The organism is Amycolatopsis xylanica, from assembly GCF_900107045.1.
Taxonomy (GTDB): domain Bacteria; phylum Actinomycetota; class Actinomycetes; order Mycobacteriales; family Pseudonocardiaceae; genus Amycolatopsis; species Amycolatopsis xylanica.
On sequence record NZ_FNON01000003.1, the window covers coordinates 1,000,649 to 1,023,614 of the forward strand.

Below are 22,966 nucleotides of genomic sequence, written 5' to 3' on the forward strand. Positions count from 1 at the left end.
AGTTAACCAGCTCTCACGATGGGTTTAACGACCGAGCGAAGCCTTTGCGTTAGATCTCAAAACGGTTAAGACGGTTACGGAAGTTATTTCGTCCGTCAAAAACTGGAGAGACTTTCATGTCGTTCAGCACCGAAGTCGAATTCGGCAATTCGCCCATCGGCAGACGCGGCTACGCGAAAGCGGACGTCGACGCCTTCGTCGGGCGTATCGCGAAGACCTTCGCAGGCGAGGACGACCTGACCGCCGCCGAGGTGCACCACGTGATGTTCGCGAAGCCCCTCATCGGCAAGCGCGGCTACGACGAGCGCGAGGTCGACGAGTTCCTCGACGCGGTCGAGGAGGAGCTCATCAGCCGCACCGGCGTCCGCGTCCACCGCCTCCCCACCCAAGCCGCCGACGAACGCAACCCCGCCCAGCAACTCCAAGACAGCTAAGCGGATAAAGCGGGCTTTATCCCGGGTGCTTTCCCCGGGATAAAGCCCGCTTTATCCCGTCCCTCAGCTCTTGGCCGCGTTGGCGGAGATCTTCTCCGCGTACTGGGTGGCCGTCGCGGCCCGCTTGACCTTGCCGGAAGGCGTCTTGGGCAGGCTGCCCGCCGGCAGCACGACCACGGCGAACGGCCGCATGTCGACGGCGTCGCGCACCCTGGCCGCGACCTCCTTCGCCAAAGCCCGCTCGACGTCGGCGTCACCGGCCAGCTTCGACTCCAGCACCACCGCGAACCGCTCACGGCGGCTGCCCGCGTCGAGCCGGACCGCGACCGCGTTGCCTGCTCGGACACCCTCGACGGACATGGCCGCGCGCTCGATGTCGGTCGGGTAGATGTTCCGGCCGCCCATGATGATCACGTCCTTGCGGCGGCCGCAGATGATGATCTGGCCGTCGACCAGGTAGCCGAGGTCGCCGGTGTTGAGCCAGCCTTCGGCGTCCTGGGTGGCGAGCGGGCCGTCCATCGTCAGGTAGCCCGGCGTCACGGCCTCGCCGCGCAGCCGGATCTCGCCGACCTCGCGGTCGCCGAGCACGTCACCGGCGTCGTTGACGATCTGCGCCTCGAGCCCGTCGAGCGGGCGGCCGAGAAAGGCGAACGACCGTGCGGCTTCCGTACCGCGGCGCTCGTCGCCCTCGGGGATCGGCACCGCGCGGTTCTCGGCTTCGAGCGCGTCGGCTTCGACGACGTCCAGCGTCAGGCCGGTCATGAGCGGCGCGAACGACACCGCGAGCGTCGCCTCGGCCATGCCGTACGCGGGGAAGACCGCACCCGGCGACATCTTGAACCGGGTCGCCGCGTCGACGAATGTCTTCACCGCGGCCTCGTCGATCGGCTCGGCGCCGTTCAGCGCGATGCGCAGCGACGACAGGTCGTACGCGTCGCCGGAGTCGACGCGCGCCATGCGGCGGCCGACGATGGCGTAGGCGAAGTTCGGGGCCGCGGTGGCGGTGCCGCCGTACTTGCTGATCAGCTGCGGCCAGATCAGCGGCCCGGTGAGGAACTCGACCGGGGTGATCTTGACCAGCTCGACGCCGAAGGTCATCGGCACGGTCAGGAACCCGACCATCCCCATGTCGTGGAACGTCGGCAGCCACGACACCATCACGTCGGTGTCGAGGTCGAACTCTGCGCGGTCGATCATGGCCTTGACGTTGCAGTACAGGTTGCCGTAGGTGATCTGCACGGCCTTCGGGTCGGCGGTCGACCCGCTGGTGAGCTGCAGCAGCGCGAGCCCGTCCTCGAAGGTCGGCACCGGCTCGGCGAGCGGCTCGCCGTCGAGGTCGGCGATGACCCGGTAGCCGATGCCGTGCTCCGCGAGCACCGGGGCGAGCTGGTCGAACGGCGCGCCGAGCAGCACGGTCTCCGACCCGATCATCCGCAGCACCTTGACGGTGTCCTCGGCCCACTCGGCCAGGTCCGTGCGCGGGGTCGGCTGGTGCAGCATGGTGACACTGCCGCCTGCCAGCCACACGGCCTGCACGGTAGGCGCGATCAGCGCGGGCTCCGCGGCGAGCACCGCGACCGCGCTCTTGGGCTTCAGCCCGCTCTTGACCAGCCCGCCCGCGATCCGGCGTGCGTGCTCGTGGATCTCCGCCCAGGTGCGGCGCACCGGTTCCTTGGGCTCCCCGGTGACCATTCCACGCTGCTGGCCACGGCCTGCCGCGGTGGCGACAAGCGTGTCTACAAACCGACTCATGCGTCAGACAGTAGCGAACTACTCCGCGGCTTCAGACGTTTCCAGCCATCGCGCCTCGACCTCGTCCTTTTCCGTTAGGACGGCCTTCAGCTCGGCGTTCAGCGCCATCAGCCTGTCGGGGTCGGTGGCGGCTTCGAGCAGCGCGTCGTGGAGCTTCGTCTCCTTCGCGTGCAGCTGGTCGAGCTTGCGCTCCAGCCGCGAAAGCTCCTTGCCCGCCGCCCGCTTCTCGGCGGCGGTCAGTTTGGCCTCCGCCGAGGTCGCCTTCGGGCTGCCCTCGATCCGCTTCGGCGCGTCGGCGGTCTTCGCCCGCCGCGTGAGGTACTCCTCGATGCCGCCGGGCAGGTGCGTGATCTTGCCGTCGCCGAACAACGCGACGATCGTGTCGCAGACGCGCTCGACCAGGTACCGGTCGTGCGAGACGACCACCAGGCTGCCCGGCCACGAGTCGAGCAGGTCTTCGAGCTGCTGCAGGGTGTCGATGTCCAGGTCGTTCGTCGGCTCGTCGAGCAGCAGCACGTTCGGCTCGCCCATCAGCAGGCGGCACAGCTGCAGCCGCCGCCGCTCACCACCGGACAGGTCCTCGACAGGCGTCCATTGCCGCGCCGCGGGGAATCCGAGCTTCTCAAGCAGAGACGACGCCGAGAGTTCTTGCTTGCCCAGCACCACACGGCCCGCGATGTCCTCGACCGCCTGCAGCACGCGGCGATCACCCGGCAGGTCGTCGAGCTCCTGTGAAAGGTGCGCCAGCGCGACCGTCTTGCCCTGGATCCGCTTGCCGGAAACCGGCTCGGTCTCCCCCGCGAGCAGCTTCAGCAGGGTGGTCTTGCCGGAGCCGTTGACCCCGACCAGGCCGACCCGCTCGCCGGGGCCGAGCCGCCAGGTCACGTTGTCCAGCAACGGTTTGTCGCCGGCCTTGAGCGTCGCGTCCTCGATTTCGAGCACCGTCTTGCCGAGCCTGCGCTTCGCGAACGCCATCAGCTCGACGGAGTCACGCGGCGGCGGCACGTCGGCGATCAGCGCCTCGGCGGCGTCGATGCGGTACTTGGGCTTCGACGTCCGCGCCTTCGCGCCGCGCTGCAGCCACGCGAGTTCCTTGCGCACCAGGTTCTGCCGCTTCTCTTCCAGCGTCGCGGCGAGCCGCGCGCGTTCGGCACGCGCGAAGACCCAGTCCGCGTAACCGCCTTCGTACTGCTCGACGCGGCCGTTCGCAACCTCCCAGGTGAGGCTCGCGACCGTGTCGAGGAACCACCGGTCGTGCGTCACGACGACGACGGAGACGCGGCGCGCCAGCAGATGGTCGGCCAGCCAGCGCACACCTTCGACGTCCAGGTGGTTGGTCGGCTCGTCGAGCACGATCAGGTCGAGCTCACCGGTCAGCGCGGCCGCGAGCGAAACCCGCCGCCGCTCGCCGCCGGACAGGTTCTTGGTCGGGGTTTCGAAGCCCAGCGCGGAAATCCCCAGTCCGTCCACAATGGACCGGACGCGCGCGTCGGCCGCCCACTCGTGGTCGGCCTCGTAGCGCTCCAGCACGACGTCGCGGATGGTGCTGCCCTCGGGAAGCTCGGTCCGCTGGGTGACCACGGCCATGCGCAGGCCGTTCATCTGGCTCACCCGGCCGGAATCCGGCTCGGCGAGCCCGGACAGGACCTCCAGCAGGGTGGTCTTGCCGCCACCGTTGAGCCCGACGACGCCGATGCGCTGGTTCTCACCGACACCGAGCGAAACACCGTCGAGCAGCGGGCGCACCCCGTAGGACTTGCTCACCGACTCCAGATTGACCAGGTTGGCCATGGCTTTCAGCCAATCCTTTCGTTAGAACTCACGCGTGCACTTTGGGCGGGCTGGGGCGCGGCGCGTCGTCGCCGCCGATCACCCTGGCACCGGGCACCGGGCCGTGCGCGACGCGGACGGTCCGGCAGACCCCGGCGCCCGACAGCTCCGCCGCCACCTCCAGCGCGGACTGCGCGTCACTGCACAGGAAGGCACAGGTCGGCCCCGACCCGGAGACGATGCCGGACAACGCGCCCGCGTTGACGCCGGCGCGCAGTGTGCGGCGCAGTCCCGGCCGCAGCGAGACGGCGGCGGCTTGGAGATCGTTGCCGAGCAGAAGGGCCAGCTGCCGGGGGTCGCCGGAGGACAGCGCTTCCACGACCGGCGCGTGCGAGCCGATGCGCGGCGGGTCGCCCTCGGCGCGCAGCCGGTCGATCTCGCCGTAGACGCGAGGCGTCGACAGGCCCTTCTGGTCGAAGGCGATGACCCAGTGGAAGGTGTGGCGGGTGAGCACCGGCACCAGGCGTTCGCCGCGGCCGGTGCCGAGCGCGGTGCCGCCGTAGAGCGCGAACGGGACATCGCTGCCCAGCTTCGCCGCGATGGTCGCGAGCTCGTCCCTGCCGATGTCGAGCTTCCAGAGCGCGGCGAGCCCGACCAGCGTGGCGGCGGCGTCGGCGCTGCCGCCCGCCATCCCGCCCGCGACCGGGATGCCCTTGCGCAGCACGACACGGACCTTCGGGTCGTCGCCGGACTTGCCGACATGCGCGGCGAGCGCCTGCACGGCGCGCCAGGCCAGGTTGTTCGCGCCGGTCGGCACGGTGCCCTCGCCCTCGCCGTACACCTCGACGCCGGGGTCGTCGGTGGCCGCGACCGTGACCTCGTCGGTGAGCGAAAGTGCCTGGAACACGGTCACCAGTTCGTGGAAACCGTCGTCACGGACGTCGCCGACGGACAGGTGCAGGTTGATCTTCGAAGGCACCCTGACGGTCACTGGTGGCGGTACGACTGCGAGCACCGGTCCAGCCTACGTTGCCGCCTTCGGGGCGCCGCCGGTAGGAGAAGCGAGCTCCAGTGCGACCTTGAGCGCGACCTCGAAATCCGGGCGGACGAACTCGCCGCCGCCGAAGAGCGGGTTGTTGCCCATCACGAGCGCGACCAACGCGAGCCGCGCCCGCAGCTGGGTCTCGGCGTCCTCCTCGGACGCGCACAGCAGCTCGAACAGGGCCTGCATCTTCTCGCCGAGGTTGTGCTGCAGCCCCATCTCCTTCAGCGCCGGGATGTTCTGCTGCATGAACCGCATCACCTGGCCCAGCCTGCCCTCGATGAGCTTGGCGAACCGCTTGAGCACCTCGACCTTGGCCTCGGCCGGGTCCAGCGCGCGCCCCTGCTCGACGATCTCCGTCAGGCCTTCCGCGGCGTCGCCGATCAGGCCCTGCACGATGTCTTCCTTGGTGCGGAAGTGGTAGTAGAGCGCGGCCTTGGTGACGTCGAGCCGCTCGGCGATCTCGCGCAGCGACGTCCCGTCGTAGCCCTTCTCGCTGAAGAGTTCGAGCGCGACGTCCTGGATCCGGTCGCGCGTGTCGGTGCGCCGCCCTGCCATGTGTGTCCTTCCTGAGGTTCCTCTCAAGCTTACTTGACGCCCGGCTAGCAATGACTTACCTTACGACCGGCTAGTTAACTTACCGGTCGACAAGTAATGGGGGTTCTCATGACCGCGACACTCGAAACCACAGCCGAGGCTCCGCCCGATCGCCGCAGATGGTGGGCGCTCGGCGCGCTCGCGCTCGCCCAGCTGCTGGTCATCATCGACACCACGGTCGTCAACATCGCGCTGCCGTCCACCCAGCGCGACCTCGGCATGTCCGACGTCGCGCGGCAGTGGACGATCAGCGCGTACACGCTCGCGTTCGGCGGGTTGCTGCTGCTCGGCGGACGGCTGGCCGACCGGCTCGGCCGGAAGAACACGCTGCTGATCGGGATAACCGGGTTCGCGCTCGCGTCCGCGGTCGGCGGCGCGGCGGGCAGCTCGGCCATGCTCATCGCGGCCCGCGCGGCGCAGGGCGTGTTCGCGGCGCTGCTCGCGCCGTCGACGATCTCACTGCTGACGCTGACGTTCACCGATCCGAAGGAGCGGGCGAAGGCGTTCGGCTACTTCAGCGCGATCATCATGTCGGGCGCGGCGGTCGGGCTGATCCTCGGCGGCGCGCTCACCCAGTACCTCAACTGGCGCTGGTGCCTGTACGTGAACCTGCCGATCGCGGTGCTCGCGGGCGTGGCGGGCTGGTTCGTGCTGCCGCGTATCCCCGGCCACCGGGCGGCGAAGCTCGACTGGCTCAGCGGTTTGCTTGGCAGCGCTGGCATCGTCGCGCTCGTTTATGGACTTTCCGAAGCGGCTTCGCGGGGCTGGGGTTCCGCTCTGGTGCTCAGCTGCCTGGGCATCGCGGTCGCCACACTGGTGGCGTTCGTTGTGCGGCAAGGAAAATTGCCGAACCCGTTGCTGCCGCTCAGCGTGGTCACCGATCGGCAGCGCGCTGCTGGCTACCTGACGATCGGCGTGGCGTCGTTCGGCATGTTCGGGATGTTCCTTTTCCTTACTTACCAGATGCAGGCGATCCTGGGCTATGGCGCTTTGGCAGCAGGGCTGGCGTTCCTGCCGCTGCTCGGCGCGAATTTCCTTGTGTCGTCCCAGATCTCGCGACGCCTGTTGCCCCGGTTCGGACCACGTCCTTTTTGGACGGCCGGGCTGGCGCTACTGGCATGCGGACTCTTCCTGCTCGTCTGGCTGACACCGGGCGCGTCCTACTTCGGGCTGATCCTGCCCGCCGAGGTGCTGCTCGGCGCCGGTGTCGGGCTGGCGATGCCGGTGGTGATGAACGTTGCCACGTCAGGGATCGAGCCGAAGGACGCGGGGGTCGCGTCGGCGTTCATCACGACGTCGCAGCAGGTCGGCGCGTCACTGGGCACGGCGTCGCTGAACACGATCGCGGCGAGCGCGACCGCCGGCACGTCGGCGACCGCGATCGTGCACGGCTACGCGACCGCCAGCGGCTGGGCGGCCGGGATCGTGCTCGTGGTGGCCGGTGTCGTCGGCGCTCTCGCGCGGAAGTGATCAAGCGGGCTTTATCCCGTCGCCGGGATAAAGCCCGCTGAATCCCTTAAGCCGCAACGATCGCCTGCGGGGTGCGGGCGGTGTGGACGTGCGCGCCGCGCTCGGCGATCCAGCCGAGCGCGCCCTCGGCCTGCTCGCCCCGGATGCCGAGACGGAAGCGGGCGACCGGCGTGTCGCCGACCCGGGTGACGCCGCCGCCGATGGTGGCGAGCTCGACGTCGAACCGCGTCGCCGCTTCGGGAAGCAGCGCGCCGATGGCCGCGAAGCCGACCAGCACGACGTCCACCGAGCGCTCATACTTGGCGGCCTGCGCGCGAGTGGTCTCGATCGCGGGAAGCAGCGACTGCGCGGTGCGGGTGGCCGGGTTGGTGATCAGGTCGAGCACGGAACCGCGCTCGATCAGGCTGCCGGCCTCGAGGACGGCGACGTCGTCGCACACGCGCCGGACGACACCGGCGTCCGGCGTGGTCAGCACGACCGTGACCCCGAGCTCGGCACGCGCGCGGTCGAGCACGGCGAGCACGGCGCCGGACTCCTCGGAGTGGATGCCCGCGGTCGGGTCGTCGGCGAGCAGCACCGACGGGCTGGAGGCGAGCGCGCGGGCCACGGCGACGCGGCGGCGCTGACCGGCGGTCAGCTCGGCCGGGCGCTGGGTGGCGCGCTGGGTGAGCCCGACCAGGTCGAGCAGGTTGCCGACGCGGGTGCGGCGCGTCGGGCCGTCGAGGCCGAGCTGCTCCAGCGGGGAGGCGATGTTGCCCGCGATGGTGCGCTCGGCGTGCAGCTCCGGCTTGGCGTCGAGCACGCCGACCTGGCGGCGGATCTCGCGGAGCCTGCGGCCGTCGAGCGCGCCGGTGTTGAGGCCGTCGAGGCGGACGACGCCCCGGTCGGGGCGCTCCTGCAGGCCGACGACGCGGGCGAGGGTGGACTTGCCGGAACCGGCGGGGCCGACGACGCCGAACAGCGAGCCGGCGTTGATGTCGAGGCTGACGTCGCGCAGTGCGACGACCGGATTTCCGTTGGCGGAAAAGGACTTTGACAGGTTTTCAAGCGTGATCACGAAAGGGCTCCCCAAGGAAGCGCGCAGCGTTCAGCAGGCGCGCAGAACCGTCACCAAAGAAGGCGTCCGAAATGGACTTCAGATCAGAAAGGGTTTAGGCAGAGACGGTTGAGCGTCGACACGCGGAGACCGTACGGCGACCCTCATCGACGACACGTCGCCTGGTGAGCATTCGCGAGCGGTACATCAGTTCCTCCATCGGTCCTGGCGGTAGCACCTGCCCCGGAGGGGTGGTTGCTGCGACTTCAGCGAGCCAGGTCTCTCAGTCGCTCGGGATGGCAAGTTGAGTAAAACCGATCCCAAGGTGTGAAAGCAAGTCCATTGGTGCAGATCACACGACTGGACGTGTCCAGAGCACGGGAGGAGATTTCCAGATAGCGGAACCGGGATGACCCGTCACGCTACGAAGCGGCCAGCGCGATCTGCTCGAACGCACGTACATCCAGTTGCTCACCGCGCGTCTTCGGATCTACTCCCGCCTTCGTGAGAATCTCACCCGCACGCTCGGCGGAACCGGCCCATGTCGCGAGCGCGGCCCGCAAAGTCTTCCTGCGCTGGGAAAACGCGGCGTCGACGACAGCGAAGAGGGTTTTCCGATCCACAGTGGACTCAAGCTGAGCACGTTCGAAGGAAACGAGCGCCGAGTCGACATTGGGCACCGGCCAGAACACGGCACGCGGCACGGCGGCCACCTTCTTGGCCCGGCCGTACCACGCGAGCTTGACGCTCGGCACCCCGTAGATCCGGCTGCCCGGCTGGGCGGCCATCCGGTCGGCCACCTCGGTCTGGACCATTACGAGCGCCCGCTGCAGCGACGGCAGCTCGGCCAGCAGCTGGAGCACGACGGGCACGGCGACGTTGTACGGCAGGTTCGCGACGAGCGCGGTCGGCTCGGCCGGCAGATCCTCCGCCTTGATCTTCAGCGCGTCCTGGCCGATGACCGTCAGCCGCTCCGCGGCCTCCGGCGCCCGCTCGGCCGCGGTCCGCGGCAGCCGGGCGGCGAGCTTGGGATCGATCTCGATGGCGACGACGCGGCACCCGGGCGCGAGCAGCCCCAGCGTGAGCGAGCCGAGCCCCGGCCCGACCTCCAGCACGACGTCGTCCGCGCCAACCCCGGCCAGCTCGACGATGCGGCGCACGGTGTTGGGGTCATGGACGAAGTTCTGCCCGAGCTTCTTGGTCGGGCGCACATCCAGCTCAGCGGCCAGCCCACGGATCTCGGCAGGCCCGAGCAGTTCAGTCACGCCCCCACCTTAGTAAGGACACCCCCCGCCCGCCCTGGGGGCTCCGCCCTGCACCAGCCTACCCGCCCCCACCGACAGTTGATCTTGCCAAGCCGACCTGCCCCCAGCCTCGCCCAACCGTGGACAACCAAGCCGAGCGAGGCTGCACCCACCGAACGTTGTCGGTGCCCCGTGCTAGCGCGGGGGTCGTGAGTGACGCGGCCGGTTCTAACCGACGTAAACACTCACGACCCCCGCGCGAACGGCCGCCTCGCGTACCCCGAGGGTCGGCCGCCCGACGACCCTTCAGGCACGCGTGCCGACCGCCCAGGCACGCAAGCCGCCCCAGGTCAGGGTGGGTCGTGAGCGTTGCGGGCGGTTAGAACCGCCCGCAACGCTCACGACCCCCGCGCACCACCACACAAAAGCCCCGCTTGTCACCCTGAGCGTGACGAACGGGGCTTTCGTGTGACGCCCGGCGAGCCAAGGCCACCCGAGGTCGTGAGTGGCGCGGCCGGTTCTAACCGGCCTAAACGCTCACGACCCCCGCGCGCCACGACCCCGAGCAAAACCAAAGCGGCGCCCGACGCGAAAATCGCGTCGGGCGCCGCTGGAAACCGAAACCTAGCCGAGGCCGAGCTTGCGGGAGCAGGCGGGCCAGGCGGAGTACGAGCCGCCACGACCGGCGCGGACCTTCTCGGCGATCGAGATCTGCTCTTCGCGGGAGGCCTGGCTGGGCAGCGAGGCGTACGCGGAGCCGCCGTAGGCGTCCCAGGTCGACTTGTTGAACTGGAGGCCGCCGTAGTAGCCGTTGCCGGTGTTGGCCGCCCAGTTGCCGCCCGCCTCGCACTTGGCGAGCTGGTCCCACACCGAGCCGTCGCCGATGCTGATCGGGGGCTTCTTGGTGCCGACGTGGATGATCTTCGGCTTGGCCTCGGTGAGGATCTCCTCGGAGACCTGCTCGCGGCCGACCTCTTTGTCGTTCTTCTTGGTGACCTTGTAGGTGACGATCTTCTCGCCCGCCTGGCCCGGGTCCTCGACCGAGGTCTTGCCCTTGTCCAGCTCGGGGTCGTCGACCTTCTGCTCCGGCGGAGCGATGGTCTCCTTCTCCTTGACCATGGTCACGCCGGTGCGGCTGACGTGCACCTCGGCGCCGTCGGTCAGCTTGAGGTCGAGGCCGCCCTCGGCCTCGTCCTCGGGCCCGAGCGCCAGCTTCAGCTCGCCGAGCAGCTCCTTGGTGGTGACCGCGTTGGTCTTGAGCTGCTTCGCCTCGGTGCCACCGTCGTAGAGGACGATGTTCTTGAGGGTCTTGACCTCGACGGTGGCGCCCTCGAGGGGCAGCGCTCCGTTCGAGGCCATGGAGGTCCAGGTGCCGGGCTTGAGCAGCTCGGTCATGCCCAGCTGGCCCAGCGCGTCGCCCAGGTTGGTGGCGCGGACCCAGTTCTGCTTGGCGGGAGCGCCGTCGACGACCAGGTTGAGCTGGCGGCCGCGCTCCAGGTGGATGACGCCGCCGTCGCCGACCTCGGCCTGCGGCGAGGGGGACAGCGAGTCGTGCGCGCCGACGGACAGCTCGGCGTCTTCGAGCACCTCGCCGACGGTGTCGCCGTAGGTGTGGACGGTCTGCGAGACGCCGTCGACCTCGACGGTGACGCTCTTGTTCATCGCCAGCGCGGCGGCGCCGCCACCGGTCAGGGTGAGCAGCACGGCGACGACGGCGCCCTTGAGGAAGCGCTTCTTCCAGGTCTTGGTGGCCGCGACCACCGGGTCGACCTTGAGCGGCTGCTCCTGGCGGGCGACGCGGTCTTCGGAGACCTCGTCGGGGATGACGATCGGCGGGAGGTAGGTCGTCTCCGCGTTGATCAGCCGGATCAGCTCGTCGACGTCGACGTCGATCTCGTTCATCAGGACCTCGGCGTCGGGGCCGAGTGCGGCGAGCACGTCCTGGTGAGTGATCGCCAGATCGTCGGAGAAGTCGAGCTCGCCGTGTGCGGGCCGGTCCAGCGTCGCCAGCGGACTGCCGTGGGCGTACGTGTCCTCAAGACGCGCGTCAGCGTGTCTATAAGTGCCAGTCACAGGGTCGATCCCTTTCGAAAGAGGTCGTTGCTCCTCGATCCGCACCACGCCCCGACGCGTGTTGTACGTGACCAAGGGTGTGCGCTCCGGCAAGGCCAAAGCGGCACGATCACGGGACAGTAACGAAGGTCGGGAGGTTGCGCAAACACCCCCCGGAGTGTTGTGACTTGTGTCACTCCATCGAGTGGGTTAACCAAGATTCCTTATGTAGCAACGCGTTCAACCCCCTGTGACGCTGAGGAGTCGGAACACCCGCTCGGCGTTGCGCCGCGCCGACTCGGCGATCTCGTGCACTCCGACGCCCCTGACCTCGGCGAGGTTACGGACCGTGTAGGCCGCGCAATACGGTTCGTTGGGCTGCCCGCGGAACGGATGCGGCGTCAGGAATGGCGCGTCGGTTTCCACCAGGAATTGCTCCGAAGGGACCAATCTCGCCGCTTCGCGTAAAGAACGGGCGTTTTTGAATGTCACGGTCCCCGCGAAGGACAGGACGTAGCCCGCGTCGACGCAGCGCCGCGCGATCACCTCGTCGCCGGAGAAGCAGTGGAACACCACGTCGTCCGGCGCGCCCTCCTCCTCCAGCACGCGCAGGACGTCCTCGTGGGCGTCGCGGTCGTGGATCATCAGCGGCTTGCCGACCCGCTTGGCGAGGTCGATGTGCCACCGGAACGCCTCCTGCTGGGCGTCGTGCGGCGAGTAGTCCCAGTAGTAGTCGAGGCCGGTCTCGCCGACCGCGACCACCCGGGGCAGGCGCGCCAGCCGCTCCACTTCGGACCGCTCGGCCTCGCCGAACGCCTTGGTACGCGTGGGATGCACGGCGACGGCCGCGAACACCCGCTCGTCCCAGGTGGACGCCTCGGCGGCCCACTGGGCCGAAGCGAGGTCGTCGGCGACAGTCACCACCCGGCCCACCCCGGCGCGCTCGGCACGGTCGACGATCTCGCGCACGTCGTCGGCCGTGACCGCGCCGCACGCGTCGAGGTGGGTGTGCGAGTCGACCACCGACGCCGGCAGCCTGTCCGGCACCGGTGGCTTCTCGCGAGGTGGCTTGCTCACTTGACGATCGGGGCCCACTCGGGGCCCGTCTCGCCCAGTTCGGGGTCGAGCTTGGTGAACAGCGGGCTCGGCTTCTGCAGCGGCCTGCCGACCTCGATCGGCACCGACTCCCAGCGCGCCTGCTCGCTCGCGTAGTCACCGGTGAGGATCGGGTTGATCCGGCCGGGGATGTCGAGGTCCTCGACCTCCTGAAGCTCCGGCTGCGACGCCCAGACGCCCGTGCCGCCCAGCGCCTCGTGCACCTTCTGCGCCGAGTGCGGCAGGAACGGCGTCAGGAGCGTGTTGGCGTCCGAGACGACCTGCAGCGCGGTGTGCAGCACGCTGTCACGCCGCGCGGGGTCGTCCTTGAGCTTCCATGGCTCCTGGTCGGACAGGTACCGGTTCGCGGCCGTGACGACGCGCATGGCCTCACCGGCGGCCATCTTGAACCGCGAGCGCGCCAGGTGCCCGCCCGCGATCTCGAACGCCTTGCGCGAGAGGGCCTTGAGCTCCTCGTCGGCGGCGGCGGGCGCGTCGGGGCGCGGGATGGCGCCGACGTTCTTGTGCGCCATCGAGATGGACCGGTTGACCAGGTTGCCCCACTCGTTGGCCAGCTCGAAGTTGGTGCGCCGGACGAACTCGTCCCAGGTGAAGTCGGTGTCCTGGGTCTCGGGGCCCGCCACCGAGATGAAGTAGCGCAGCGAGTCGGGCCCGAAGTCGCGCAGGAAGTCGTTGACGTAGATGACCGTGCCGCGTGAGGTCGAGAACTTCGACCCGCTCATGGTCAGGAACTCCGACGACACGATCTCGCCGGGCAGCGCGAGCTTGCCGTACGGGCCGGGCTCGCCGCCGTGGTCACCCTCGCCGTTGTGCCCGAAGAGCAGCGCGGGCCAGATCTGGGCGTGGAAGGTGATGTTGTCCTTGCCCATGAAGTAATAGGTCTGGGCGTCCGGGTTGAGCCACCATTCCTGCCACGCGTCCGGGTTTCCGGAGCGGCGCGCCCACTCGACGCTGGCCGAGAAGTAGCCGATGACCGCGTCGAACCAGACGTAGAACCGCTTGAGCGGCTGATCGCGCCAGCCGTCGAGCGGGATCTTGACGCCCCAGTCGATGTCGCGGGTGATCGGCCGCGGCCGCATGTCGTCGACCAGGTTCTTGGTGAAGTTGAGGACGTTCGAGCGCCAGTCGGTCTTGGTCGACAGCCACTTGCCCAGCGTCTGCGCGAAGGCGGGCAAGTCGAGGAACAGGTGCTCGGTCTCGACGAACTTCGGCGTCTCGCCGTTGATCCGCGACTTCGGGTTGATGAGCTCGGCGGCGTCGAGCTGGTTGCCGCAGTTGTCGCACTGGTCGCCGCGCGCGCCGTCGTAGCCACAGATCGGGCAGGTGCCCTCGATGTAGCGGTCGGGCAGCGTGCGGCCGGTCGACGGGCTGATCGCGCCGGTCGTGGTCCTGGGCACGACATAGCCGTTGCGGTGCAGCGCCAGGAAGATCTCCTGGACGACGTGGGCGTGGTTCCCGGTGGTGGTGCGGGTGAACAGGTCGTAGGTGAGGCCGAGACCCTGCAGGTCCTGCCCGATCTGGCGGGTGTACTTGTCGGCGGTCTGCTGGGAGGTGAGGCCTTCCTTGTCGGCCTGGACCGTGATGGGGGTGCCGTGCTCATCCGTGCCCGAGACCATGAGGACCCGGTTGCCGGCCATTCGCTGGTAACGGGAGAAGACGTCGGACGGGACGCCGAATCCGGACACATGGCCGATGTGGCGGGGGCCGTTGGCGTACGGCCAGGCCACCGCTGTCAACACGGAGGTACTCATGCTTATTTAGCCTACGGATGCTGTCTCGTGCATTGTTGTCAGGTACTGCCTTGGAGGTCACTCTTGTCCGCGACGCGACTGCTCGTGCTCGGGGTCGTACGGATGTACGGCCAGGCGCACGGCTACCAGGTGCGCCGCGAACTGCTGTCGTGGTCGGCCGACAAGTGGGGCAACGTGCAGCCGGGCTCCATCTATCACGCGCTCAAGAAGATGACCGGCGAGAACCTGCTCGAGCAGGTCGCCGATGCCGGCGAGAGCGGCGGGCCGGACCGGACCGCGTACCGGCTGACCAGCGAGGGTGAGGAAGAGTTCGAGACCCTCCTCAGCACGGCGCTGTCGACGAACGACCCGAGCCCGTACACCCTGGCCGCGGCCGTCACCTTCATGACCGCGCTCCCCCGCGAGCGTGTCGTAAGCCTTCTCAAGCACCGGCTCATGCAGATGGAAGGCCAAGCTCAAGCTTCCCTCTACGCCCGCGAGCACTTCACGGACTTCGCCAAGCCCGCGCATGTCAGCGAGCTGTACCGGATGTGGCACGCGCACGCCGAGACCGATGTGCGCTGGCTGCGGGACATGATCGGCCGCTTGGAGCAGGGCGAGTACGTCATGGCGGGCGAAGACGAGGCCGTGTTCGGCGAGCCCACCGGCTAATCAAATTTGACTAGCGCACCCTTCTAGGGCACAGTTTGCCCGTCAAACTAGTCAAGTTTGATTACGAGAGGGGTTCTCATGATCAAGGCACGCGGCCTCGCCAGGCGGTTCACCGCCAGGGGCCGCACGGTCGACGCCGTCAAGGGCGTCGACATCGACGTCGAGGCCGGCGAGCTCGTCGGCTTCCTGGGGCCGAACGGCGCCGGCAAGACCACCACACTGCGCATGCTCACCACGCTGCTCAAGCCGACCGCCGGCGAGGCCATGGTCGGCGGCGTGGACCTGCTGAAGGACCCGCTGGGGGTACGCAAGCGGATCGGCTACGTCGCGCAGGGCGGCGGCACCGCGCCGGAGTCCAAGGTCGGCGAGGAGATCGAGCTGCAGGGCAGGCTCTACGGACTGTCCAAGGCGGACGCGCGCGCCCGCGGCGCCGAGCTCACCGGCCAGCTCGACCTGTCCGGACTGGACCAGCGGTTCACCAAGACACTGTCGGGCGGCCAGCGCAGGCGGCTCGACATCGCACTGGGGCTCATTCACTCACCCGGCCTGATCTTCCTGGACGAGCCGACCACCGGGCTCGACCCGCAGAGCCGGGCCAACCTGTGGGAGCACATCCGCAGGCTGCGCGCCGAGCAGGGCGTGACCGTCTTCCTGACGACGCATTACCTGGACGAGGCCGATTCGCTCTCCGACAGGCTGATCGTCATCGACAACGGCGAGATCGTCGCCGAGGGCAGCCCGGACGCCTTGAAGGAACGGGTCTCCGGCGACGGCGTGGTCGTCGGCGTGCCCCGCGAGTCCGTGTCACGGGCCGCGGAGATCGCCGGACGGTTACCGGGCGCGCACGAGATGTCCATTGTGGACGACACGATCCGGTTCCGGGTGCCGCGCGGCGACATCGCCATGCCGGAGCTGCTGCGCGCGCTCGACGCCGAGAGCATCGCCATGCGGTCGATGGAAGTGCACCGCCCGACGCTCGACGACGTGTTCTTCGTGCTCACCGGGCGCAGCCTGCGCGACGCCGAGGAAGGCGCGCAGGCGCCGGCGCAAGAGAAGGAGGCCGCCGATGTTGCGTGACACCTGGTTGATCTTCCGGCGCGACATGGTCGCGGCGCTGCGCAACCCGACCTGGATCATGATCGGGATCATGCAGCCGCTGTTGTACTTGTTCCTGTTCGGCCCGCTGATGGTGAAGGCGATGCAGGCGCAGGGACTGACCGAGGTGGACGGCTGGATGCTGCTCACCCCGGCGCTCATCGCGCAGCTGGCGTTGTTCGGCAGTTCGTTCGTCGGCTTCGGGCTGCTCGCCGAGTACCGCTCCGGCGTGGTCGAGCGGATGCGGGTGACCCCGGTCAGCCGGGCCGCGCTGCTGCTCGGCAAGGTGCTCGCGAACGCGCTGCAGGCGGTGTTCCAGGCCGTGCTGATCATCGCGCTGGCGTACTTCGTGTTCGACCTCAACGCGCCGTTCGTCGGCGTCGTGCTGAGCCTGGTGATCGTGTTCCTGCTCGCGGTCACGCTGGCTTCGTGTTCGTACGCGCTCGCGTTGACACTGAAGAGCGAGGAGTCGTTCCCGGCTCTGCTGAACGCGGTCCTCATGCCGCTGCTGCTGCTCTCGGGGATCCTGCTGCCGATCACCGCGGGCGTCGCGCCCGCCTGGTTGTACAACGTTTCCCGCATCAACCCGTTCCGGCATGTCGTCGACGTCGAGCGGAACACGTTCAAGGGTGACTTCGCGATGGACGCGGTGTTCACCGGCAGCGTGGTCGTCGTCGTGATGGCGGTTTTGGCGGTTTGGTGGGGCGCTCGGACGTTCCAGCGCGAAAACGCCTGAGACACGCTGACGTGAAAGGTCACCTTGCGGACGCAGTACGCACGTAAGGTGACCTTTCACTGCATGCGAGGGCGGTGCGAAATGACTGAGCCGGAAGCCGAACTGGGAATCACCCTTTCCCATCGGGAGACCGTGGACGACTGGGCCGCGGTCCGCACCGGCGATTTCAGATTCGCGTCGGTGACCCTCACCGAGAACACGAACTGGAGCGCGCTGGCCGCCGAACGCCTGCTGGCCGGCGCCCAGCAAGCCGGGATCCACACGGGAGCGCGGCATTACGCGCGGCCTGGCGCGGTGTACGACCAGGCCGAGTTCTTCGTCCGCACCGCGAGCAAGCTCGGCGCGTTCGCGCCCGGTTCGCTGGCGCCCGCGCTCGAAGTCGAAGCGGCGAGTGTGGACGACAAGTTCATCAAGGCCTGGATCAAGGCGGTCCGGCACGCGGCGCGGATCAAGCGGGTGCTGATCTACGCCGACTACGACTGCTGGGTGAGCCAGCGGCTCAACCCGGACCGCTGGGCCGACAGCGAGGTCATCCTCTGGCTCGTCCGGCACAACGGCATCCCCGGGCGGCCCGGCTGGTTCCACTCGAGGCTCGGCCTGCACCAGCACGGTTTCTCGCCCAAGGTGCCCGGTGTGCGCGGGCAGGTGGCGCAGGACGCGGTCGTGTATCCGTTCACATTGGGCGATTTACTGCTCTAGTAGCTGCGACAATCCCCCGCATGCGGTTGGTGGTGCGCGCGCTCTCGTCATCGGTGACGCCTGATTCGGCGTTGCTGCTGCTCGGTGCGCGTGCCCGCGAGCTGGGGATCGCGCCGCCGGCGGCGTTGAGCGGCGAGTGGTTCGGCTCGCGCGCGGTACTCGCGCCCAGCGTGTCTTTGAACGCTTTCGACGCCTCGCAAGCGTTTTCGGTACCCGACGAGCAACCGGCTGTGCATGACCCGATACCGGGCGCGGTCGGCGGCGGCTGGTTCGGGTACCTGTCGTACGACCTGACGGACCCGTCAGGCCGGTCGACCGGGCTGCCCGTGGCGGCCTGGGGCTGGGCGGATCACGTGCTGCGCCTGGACGCCGACGGCCACTGGTGGTTCGAAGCACTGGATCCCGCCCGTCTCGCGCTGGCCGACGAACTGGAAGCACTGCTCTCCCGTCCCGCGCCGGCGCCGCGCTGGCGAGCGGCCACTTTGGACCGTCCGCTGCCGTCGGATCATCACACCGCGGTGAAGTCCTGCGTGCACGCGATCGAAGCGGGCGAGCTGTTCCAGTCGAACATCTGCACCCGGTTCACCGGTGAGTTCACCGGCTCACCCGAAGCGTTGTTCGCCGAAGGGATCCGGCGGATGTCGCCGCGCCGCGCGGCTTTCCTGAGCGGTTCCCGGGGTTCGCTGGTGTCACTCTCGCCGGAGCTTTTCCTTGCCCGTCAAGGAGATCACGTTCGTTCTACACCGATCAAGGGCACACTGCCGCGACGCGGCGCACAGGACGACGAGCTGGCGTCACGGCTTCGCGAGTCCACAAAGGACGTCGCGGAGAACGTGATGATCACCGATCTGGTGCGCAACGATCTCGGCCGGGTGTGCGCGGTCGGCAGCGTGCGGGTGCGCGAGCTGCTGCGCGTGCGGCCCGCGCCGGGCGTCTGGCATCTGGAGTCGACCGTGGAGGGGCGGCTCGACGCTTCCAACGCGGAACTGCTCGCGGCGACGTTCCCGCCGGGTTCGGTCACCGGCGCGCCGAAGATCCGCGCGCTCGACCTGATCGCCGAGCTCGAGCACACCCCGCGCGGCGTCTACACGGGAGCCATGGGGCTGACGTCGCCGATCGCCGGGATGGAGCTGAACGTCGCGATCCGGACCTTCGAGATCGCGGACGGGCGCATCGCGCTCGGCGTCGGCGGCGGCATCACCGCGGACTCGGAGCCGGGCGCCGAATGGCAGGAATGCCTGCACAAGGCCGCACCACTGGAACACCTGCTGGCGAACCCATAACCCGGCCGGTTACTTCTTCACGCAATTCGCACATGACCGGGCAGCCTCAAACCAAGATCGACTCTTGAGGAGCGGCCTGCGTCGTCGCCACGCTCGTCAGCTGATCCCGCGATAAAGCGGGCTTTATCCCACACCGGGATAAAGCCCGCTTTATCCCGTTCTAGCGAGACGGGTCGAGCAGGAGCTTGCCGACGGTCCCGCGCGACCGCAGCGCCTCGTGCGCCTTCCGCGCTTCCGAAAGCCCGTACTCGCCGCCCGCGACCGCGCGGATCTTGCCCGCGACGGCCAGCTCGAACAGCTCGGTCATCGCGCGGCCGTAGACGTTGCCCGGCAGCGAGAGCGCGTGCGGCAGCCACATGCCCGCGACCGTCGAGCTGTGGCCGAGCAGGTTGCGCAGGTCGATCTCCTTCGGCAGCTCGCGGCTGGCCATGCCGTAGAACGCGAGCCTGCCGAACGGCGCCAGCGCCGCGATGCTCTGGTCGGTGGTCTTGCCGCCGGTCATGTCGAGCACGATGTCGACGCGCTTGCCGCCGTTGGCCTCGCGCAGCGCCGCGGTCATGTCCTCGGACCGCGAGTCGATCGCGACGTCCGCGCCCAGCTCCAGCGCGAGCTCGCGCTTCTCCTCGCTCGACGCGGTCGCGATGACCCGGCCCGCGCCCCACACCTTGGCGAGCTGGACGGCGATGCTGCCGACACCACCGGCGGCCGCGTGCACCACGACCGACTCGCCCGCCTCGAGGTGCGCGCTCTTGCGCAGCAGCAGCCAGGCGGTCGCGCCCTGGACGATGAACGACAGCGCGGTCAGGTCGTCGACGCCCTCGGGGATCTCGAACAGCCCGCCCGCGTTGGCGACGGCACGCTCGGCGTAGCCCGCGCCGTTCAGCAGCGCGACGACGCGCTTGCCGTCCGGGGTCCGGCCGGTGACCTCGCCGCCGGGCACCAGCGGCAGCTTGCTCGGCGCGAGATAGGAGTTCTCGGCCTGGTGCGTGTCGGCGTAGTTGACCCCGATACGGTCGACCTCGATCAGCACCTCGCCCGCCCCGGGCACCGGGTCCGGCAGCTCGACCGGGGTGAGGACCTCGGGCCCGCCGAACTCGGTCACCTGTACTGCACGCATATGCCACCTTCCGTCAGCTGGATGAAACATTTTTGCATATGTCTCACGCTTGAGACAGGACGTGATATGTTTCACCGATCGAAACCGAACTGAGCCGCCTGTTGAGAACCGAGCGCCCCGAACGTCCGGACGCGCTGTACGCGTTCGCCATCGCGCGGTCGTGGTTCCTCCAGGGCCGCCGCGTCGACCTGCGGGAACTGTCCACCGAGCTGGAGATCAGCCGCGCGACGCTGTTCCGCTGGGTCGGCAACCGCGACCAGCTCCTCGGCGAGATCCTGTGGTCGATCACCGAGGACGTCTTCGAGGCGCGCTCCAAGTCCGCGACCGGCACCGGCGCCGAGCGGCTGGCCGACGCCATCGGCTCCTTCGTGCGCACGGTCAACGAGGCCGAGGCCTTCCGCGAGTTCGTCCGCCGCGAGCCCGAGCGCGCGCTGCGCATCCTCACCACCAAGGCCAGCGTCGTGCAGAGCCGGATCATCGCGAAGCTCGAAGAGCTGCTCGAAGCGGAAGTCCGCGAGGGCGGCCTGAACCCGCCGCTGCCGGTGCCCGACCTCGCCTACCTGATCGTCCGCATCGGCGAGTCGTTCATCTACACCGACATCATCACCGGCGAGGAGCCCGACGCCGCCAAGGCGCAGGCCGCGATCGAAGCGCTACTCCGCTAGCGGCGTGACGCGAGCACCGCGTCGTACAGCTCCTTCTTCGACACCCCGGCTGCCGCCGCGACCTCGGCGGCGGCCGTCTTGAGGCGCTCACCGTCGGCGACGCGCTCGGCGACCTCGCTCACCAGGTCCGCCACAGAAACCTCACGCGGCTCACCCGGCCCGAGCACCACAGTGATCTCACCGCGGACGCCTTCAGCCGCCCACTCCGCCAGCTCCGCGAGCGTGCCGCGCTTGATCTCCTCGTACGTCTTCGTCAGCTCGCGGCAGACCGCCGCGCGCCGGGAACCGCCGAGCACGGACGCGGCGTCCTCCAGCGTCGAGGCGATCCGATGCGGGGATTCGAAGAAGACCACGGTGCGTGGTTCCTGCTTGAGCTCGCCCAGCCACTTGGCCCGCTCGCCCGGCTTGCGCGGCGCGAACCCGTCGAAGCAGAAGCGGTCGCACGGCAGCCCTGACAACGCGAGCGCCGTCGTCACCGCCGACGGCCCCGGCAGGCAGGTGACCGGCAGGTCCGCCTCGACGCAGGCCGCGACCAGGCGGAACCCCGGATCTGAGACGCTCGGCATCCCGGCGTCGGTCACCAGCAGCACGGTCTCGCCGTCCCGCAGCGACTCGAGCAGCTTGGGCAGCCTGGACGTTTCGACGTCCTCGTAAAAGCTGACGATCCGGCCGGACGGGGTCACGTCCAAGGCCGACGCGAGCGCGCGCAGGCGCCTGGTGTCTTCGGCCGCGATCACGTCGGCGGTGCCGAGCGCCTCGACGAGCCGGGGCGACGCGTCGCGGGAGTCACCCAGCGGGGTCGCCGCCAGTACGAGCCGACCGGTCATACGCTCAAGCTACAGCGGCATGCCGAATTCACTCGCGCGCCCGTAGGATCGTCACCCGTGACCGCCTTGCTGACGCGCCCTGACGACGAAAACGCCGTCGAGGACCTGAGGCCGCCGTCGGATCGCGAGGCCACGCTGCTCGGCAGGCCGATGCCGGCCGACCGGCTGCGCGGCTGGGTCGTCACCGCGGTCGTCACGCTCATCGGCGCCATCGTGCGCCTGCAGGACCTGGGCTTCCCCACCGACAAGGGCACCCCGGTCTTCGACGAGAAGCACTACGTCCCGCAGGCGTGGCAGGTGCTGCGCAACGGCGGTTACGAGGACAACTACGGCTACGAACTCGTCGTCCACCCGCCGCTCGCCAAGCAGCTGATCGCGCTCGGCGAATGGCTGGTCGGCTACAACGGCTGGGGCTGGCGGCTCTCGGCCGCGCTGGCCGGCGTCCTGATCGTCTTCCTCACCGTGCGGATCGCGCGACGCCTCACGCGCTCGACCCTGCTCGGCGCGATCGCGGGCGTGCTGGTCATCTGCGACGGGGTGCTGCACCTGCAGGCTCGGATGGGGATGCTCGACATCTTCATCGCGTTGTTCGTGCTCGCCGCGTTCGGCTGCCTGCTGCGCGACCGCGACCAGGTCCGCGAACGCCTCGCCGTGGCCGCCGGTGAAGGCTGGGCCGACGAGTCCAAGTTCGGGCCCCGGCTCGGCTTCCGCTGGTGGCGCTTCGCCGCCGGGCTGATGATCGGCCTCTCGTTTTGCGTCAAATGGTCCGGCCTCTATTACATCGTCGCGTTCGGCCTGCTCTGCGTGTTCTTCGACGTCGCGGCCCGCCGCGCCGCCGGGGTCGAGCACCCGTGGCTCGGCACGATCGTGCGCGACGTGGCGCCCGCGCTGTTCGCGATCCTGGTGATCCCGTTCCTGATGTACCTCGGCAGCTACTGGGCCTGGTTCGCCAGCGAGACCGCGACCGACCGCAACTACGTCGAGATGAAGAACATCGACCCCGGCTTCTGGGGGTTCGTGCCGGACGCCTTGCGCTCACTCGGCGACTACACGGCGAACGTGCTGCATTTCCACGCGAACCTGAACACGCCGAAGGACAACCCGCATCCGTGGGAGTCGAAGCCGTGGACGTGGCCGATGGGCCTGCGGCCGATGCTCTACTACTACGAGTCCGGCGCGGCCGCGACCGGCTGCGGCGAGTCGAACTGCGTGCGCGCGACCATGCTGATCGGCACGCCCGCGATGTGGTGGCTCGCGCTGCCGATGCTCGGCTGGAGCATCTGGCGCTCGGTGTTCCGCTCGGACTGGCGCTACGCGGCGGTGCTCGTCGCCTACCTCGCCGGGCTGCTGCCGTGGTTCATCAACCTCGACCGCCAGATGTACTTCTTCTACGCGACCCCGATGGCGCCGTTCCTCATCCTCGGGCTCACCCTGATCCTCGGGCAGATCCTGGGCAGCGCCCAGCGCGGCTTCGAACGACGCGGCACCGGCCTGCTCGTGGTCGCGCTGTACGTCGGGCTCGTGGTCGCGAATTTCGCGTGGCTCTGGCCGATCCTCAACGGCGACTCGATCACCAGCGGCCAATGGCAGGCCGAAATGTGGCTTCCGTCGTGGCGTTAACCCGTTTGG

20 protein-coding genes and 1 riboswitch are annotated in these 22,966 nt (G+C 69.0%); of the genes, 9 read left to right on the forward strand and 11 right to left on the reverse strand.

Annotated features, from left to right (window positions below; translation table 11 throughout):
* Positions 1 to 116 precede the first annotated feature (116 nt).
* Positions 117 to 434 (forward strand): DivIVA domain-containing protein, encoded by a 318-nt coding sequence (locus BLV57_RS18275; protein ID WP_091290093.1) that lies wholly within the window; start codon positions 117 to 119, stop codon positions 432 to 434.
* Between the two features lie 63 nt (positions 435 to 497).
* On the opposite strand, the gene BLV57_RS18280 is transcribed toward BLV57_RS18275, so the two are convergent.
* Genes BLV57_RS18280 through BLV57_RS18295 form a run of 4 tightly spaced genes read right to left on the reverse strand, consistent with a single transcriptional unit; the run spans position 498 to position 5,556 of the window.
* The gene (locus tag BLV57_RS18280; protein ID WP_091290095.1) at positions 498 to 2,186 is read right to left on the reverse strand and encodes a fatty acyl-AMP ligase; all 1,689 of its coding nucleotides are present in this window, start codon (positions 2,184 to 2,186) and stop codon (positions 498 to 500) included.
* Between the two features lie 18 nt (positions 2,187 to 2,204).
* Positions 2,205 to 3,977 carry an ABC-F family ATP-binding cassette domain-containing protein gene (locus tag BLV57_RS18285; RefSeq protein WP_091290097.1) on the reverse strand — a complete coding sequence of 591 codons (1,773 nt, stop codon included), beginning with the start codon at positions 3,975 to 3,977 and terminating at the stop codon, positions 2,205 to 2,207.
* A 28-nt stretch (positions 3,978 to 4,005) separates the two neighbouring features.
* Positions 4,006 to 4,971, reverse strand: coding sequence for a 4-(cytidine 5'-diphospho)-2-C-methyl-D-erythritol kinase (locus BLV57_RS18290; RefSeq protein ID WP_091290099.1), 966 nt, complete (start codon positions 4,969 to 4,971; stop codon positions 4,006 to 4,008).
* Positions 4,972 to 4,980: 9 nt separating this feature from the next.
* A complete protein-coding gene (locus BLV57_RS18295) occupies positions 4,981 to 5,556 on the reverse strand; it encodes a TetR/AcrR family transcriptional regulator (protein ID WP_091290101.1) in 576 nt (191 codons plus the stop codon).
* A 108-nt stretch (positions 5,557 to 5,664) separates the two neighbouring features.
* Here BLV57_RS18295 and BLV57_RS18300 point away from each other — a divergent pair, with 108 nt between their 5' ends.
* Positions 5,665 to 7,065: a DHA2 family efflux MFS transporter permease subunit gene (locus tag BLV57_RS18300; protein ID WP_091290102.1), complete on the forward strand. Its 1,401-nt coding sequence runs from the start codon at positions 5,665 to 5,667 to the stop codon at positions 7,063 to 7,065.
* Between the two features lie 46 nt (positions 7,066 to 7,111).
* Here BLV57_RS18300 and BLV57_RS18305 read toward each other — a convergent pair whose 3' ends face one another.
* The 5 genes from BLV57_RS18305 to metG form a co-directional block, all read right to left on the reverse strand.
* Positions 7,112 to 8,122, reverse strand: a complete 1,011-nt coding sequence (locus BLV57_RS18305; RefSeq protein ID WP_091290104.1) for a methionine ABC transporter ATP-binding protein — start codon at positions 8,120 to 8,122, stop codon at positions 7,112 to 7,114.
* A gap of 192 nt (positions 8,123 to 8,314) precedes the next feature.
* A riboswitch (SAM riboswitch) is annotated at positions 8,315 to 8,404 on the reverse strand.
* Positions 8,405 to 8,523: 119 nt separating this feature from the next.
* On the reverse strand, positions 8,524 to 9,366 hold the full coding sequence (gene rsmA, locus BLV57_RS18310) for a 16S rRNA (adenine(1518)-N(6)/adenine(1519)-N(6))-dimethyltransferase RsmA (RefSeq protein ID WP_091290106.1): 843 nt from the start codon (positions 9,364 to 9,366) through the stop codon (positions 8,524 to 8,526).
* Positions 9,367 to 9,969: 603 nt separating this feature from the next.
* Complete coding sequence (locus BLV57_RS18315; protein WP_245757396.1) at positions 9,970 to 11,355, reverse strand: resuscitation-promoting factor; 1,386 nt, start codon at positions 11,353 to 11,355, stop codon at positions 9,970 to 9,972.
* Between the two features lie 282 nt (positions 11,356 to 11,637).
* A complete protein-coding gene (locus tag BLV57_RS18320; RefSeq protein WP_091290108.1) occupies positions 11,638 to 12,474 on the reverse strand; it encodes a TatD family hydrolase in 837 nt (278 codons plus the stop codon).
* Positions 12,471 to 14,264: a methionine--tRNA ligase gene (gene metG / locus BLV57_RS18325; RefSeq protein WP_176968672.1), complete on the reverse strand. Its 1,794-nt coding sequence runs from the start codon at positions 14,262 to 14,264 to the stop codon at positions 12,471 to 12,473. Before metG ends, BLV57_RS18320 begins: the two co-directional genes overlap by 4 nt.
* A 63-nt stretch (positions 14,265 to 14,327) precedes the next feature.
* Here metG and BLV57_RS18330 point away from each other — a divergent pair, with 63 nt between their 5' ends.
* The 5 genes from BLV57_RS18330 (at position 14,328) to BLV57_RS18350 (ending at position 18,728) form a co-directional block, all read left to right on the forward strand.
* Positions 14,328 to 14,915 carry a PadR family transcriptional regulator gene (locus tag BLV57_RS18330; RefSeq protein WP_091290111.1) on the forward strand — a complete coding sequence of 196 codons (588 nt, stop codon included), beginning with the start codon at positions 14,328 to 14,330 and terminating at the stop codon, positions 14,913 to 14,915.
* A 78-nt stretch (positions 14,916 to 14,993) separates the two neighbouring features.
* On the forward strand, positions 14,994 to 15,992 hold the full coding sequence (locus tag BLV57_RS18335) for an ATP-binding cassette domain-containing protein (RefSeq protein WP_091290113.1): 999 nt from the start codon (positions 14,994 to 14,996) through the stop codon (positions 15,990 to 15,992).
* The gene (locus tag BLV57_RS18340; protein WP_091290114.1) at positions 15,982 to 16,746 is read left to right on the forward strand and encodes an ABC transporter permease; all 765 of its coding nucleotides are present in this window, start codon (positions 15,982 to 15,984) and stop codon (positions 16,744 to 16,746) included. The genes BLV57_RS18335 and BLV57_RS18340 overlap by 11 nt, the downstream gene beginning before the upstream one ends.
* An 81-nt stretch (positions 16,747 to 16,827) precedes the next feature.
* Complete coding sequence (locus tag BLV57_RS18345; protein ID WP_091290116.1) at positions 16,828 to 17,445, forward strand: GH25 family lysozyme; 618 nt, start codon at positions 16,828 to 16,830, stop codon at positions 17,443 to 17,445.
* Between the two features lie 20 nt (positions 17,446 to 17,465).
* Positions 17,466 to 18,728 carry an aminodeoxychorismate synthase component I gene (locus BLV57_RS18350; RefSeq protein ID WP_091290118.1) on the forward strand — a complete coding sequence of 421 codons (1,263 nt, stop codon included), beginning with the start codon at positions 17,466 to 17,468 and terminating at the stop codon, positions 18,726 to 18,728.
* A gap of 160 nt (positions 18,729 to 18,888) precedes the next feature.
* On the opposite strand, the gene BLV57_RS18355 is transcribed toward BLV57_RS18350, so the two are convergent.
* Positions 18,889 to 19,845, reverse strand: coding sequence for a quinone oxidoreductase family protein (locus BLV57_RS18355; RefSeq protein ID WP_091290119.1), 957 nt, complete (start codon positions 19,843 to 19,845; stop codon positions 18,889 to 18,891).
* Positions 19,846 to 19,946: 101 nt separating this feature from the next.
* On the opposite strand from BLV57_RS18355, the gene BLV57_RS18360 reads away from it, so the two are divergent.
* A complete protein-coding gene (locus BLV57_RS18360; RefSeq protein ID WP_245757370.1) occupies positions 19,947 to 20,510 on the forward strand; it encodes a QsdR family transcriptional regulator in 564 nt (187 codons plus the stop codon).
* On the opposite strand, the gene rsmI is transcribed toward BLV57_RS18360, so the two are convergent.
* A complete protein-coding gene (rsmI, locus tag BLV57_RS18365) occupies positions 20,507 to 21,337 on the reverse strand; it encodes a 16S rRNA (cytidine(1402)-2'-O)-methyltransferase (protein ID WP_091290121.1) in 831 nt (276 codons plus the stop codon). The two genes, BLV57_RS18360 and rsmI, sit on opposite strands and share 4 nt — an antisense overlap.
* A gap of 57 nt (positions 21,338 to 21,394) precedes the next feature.
* On the opposite strand from rsmI, the gene BLV57_RS18370 reads away from it, so the two are divergent.
* Positions 21,395 to 22,957: a dolichyl-phosphate-mannose--protein mannosyltransferase gene (locus BLV57_RS18370; RefSeq protein ID WP_091290122.1), complete on the forward strand. Its 1,563-nt coding sequence runs from the start codon at positions 21,395 to 21,397 to the stop codon at positions 22,955 to 22,957.
* Positions 22,958 to 22,966: the final 9 nt, after the last annotated feature.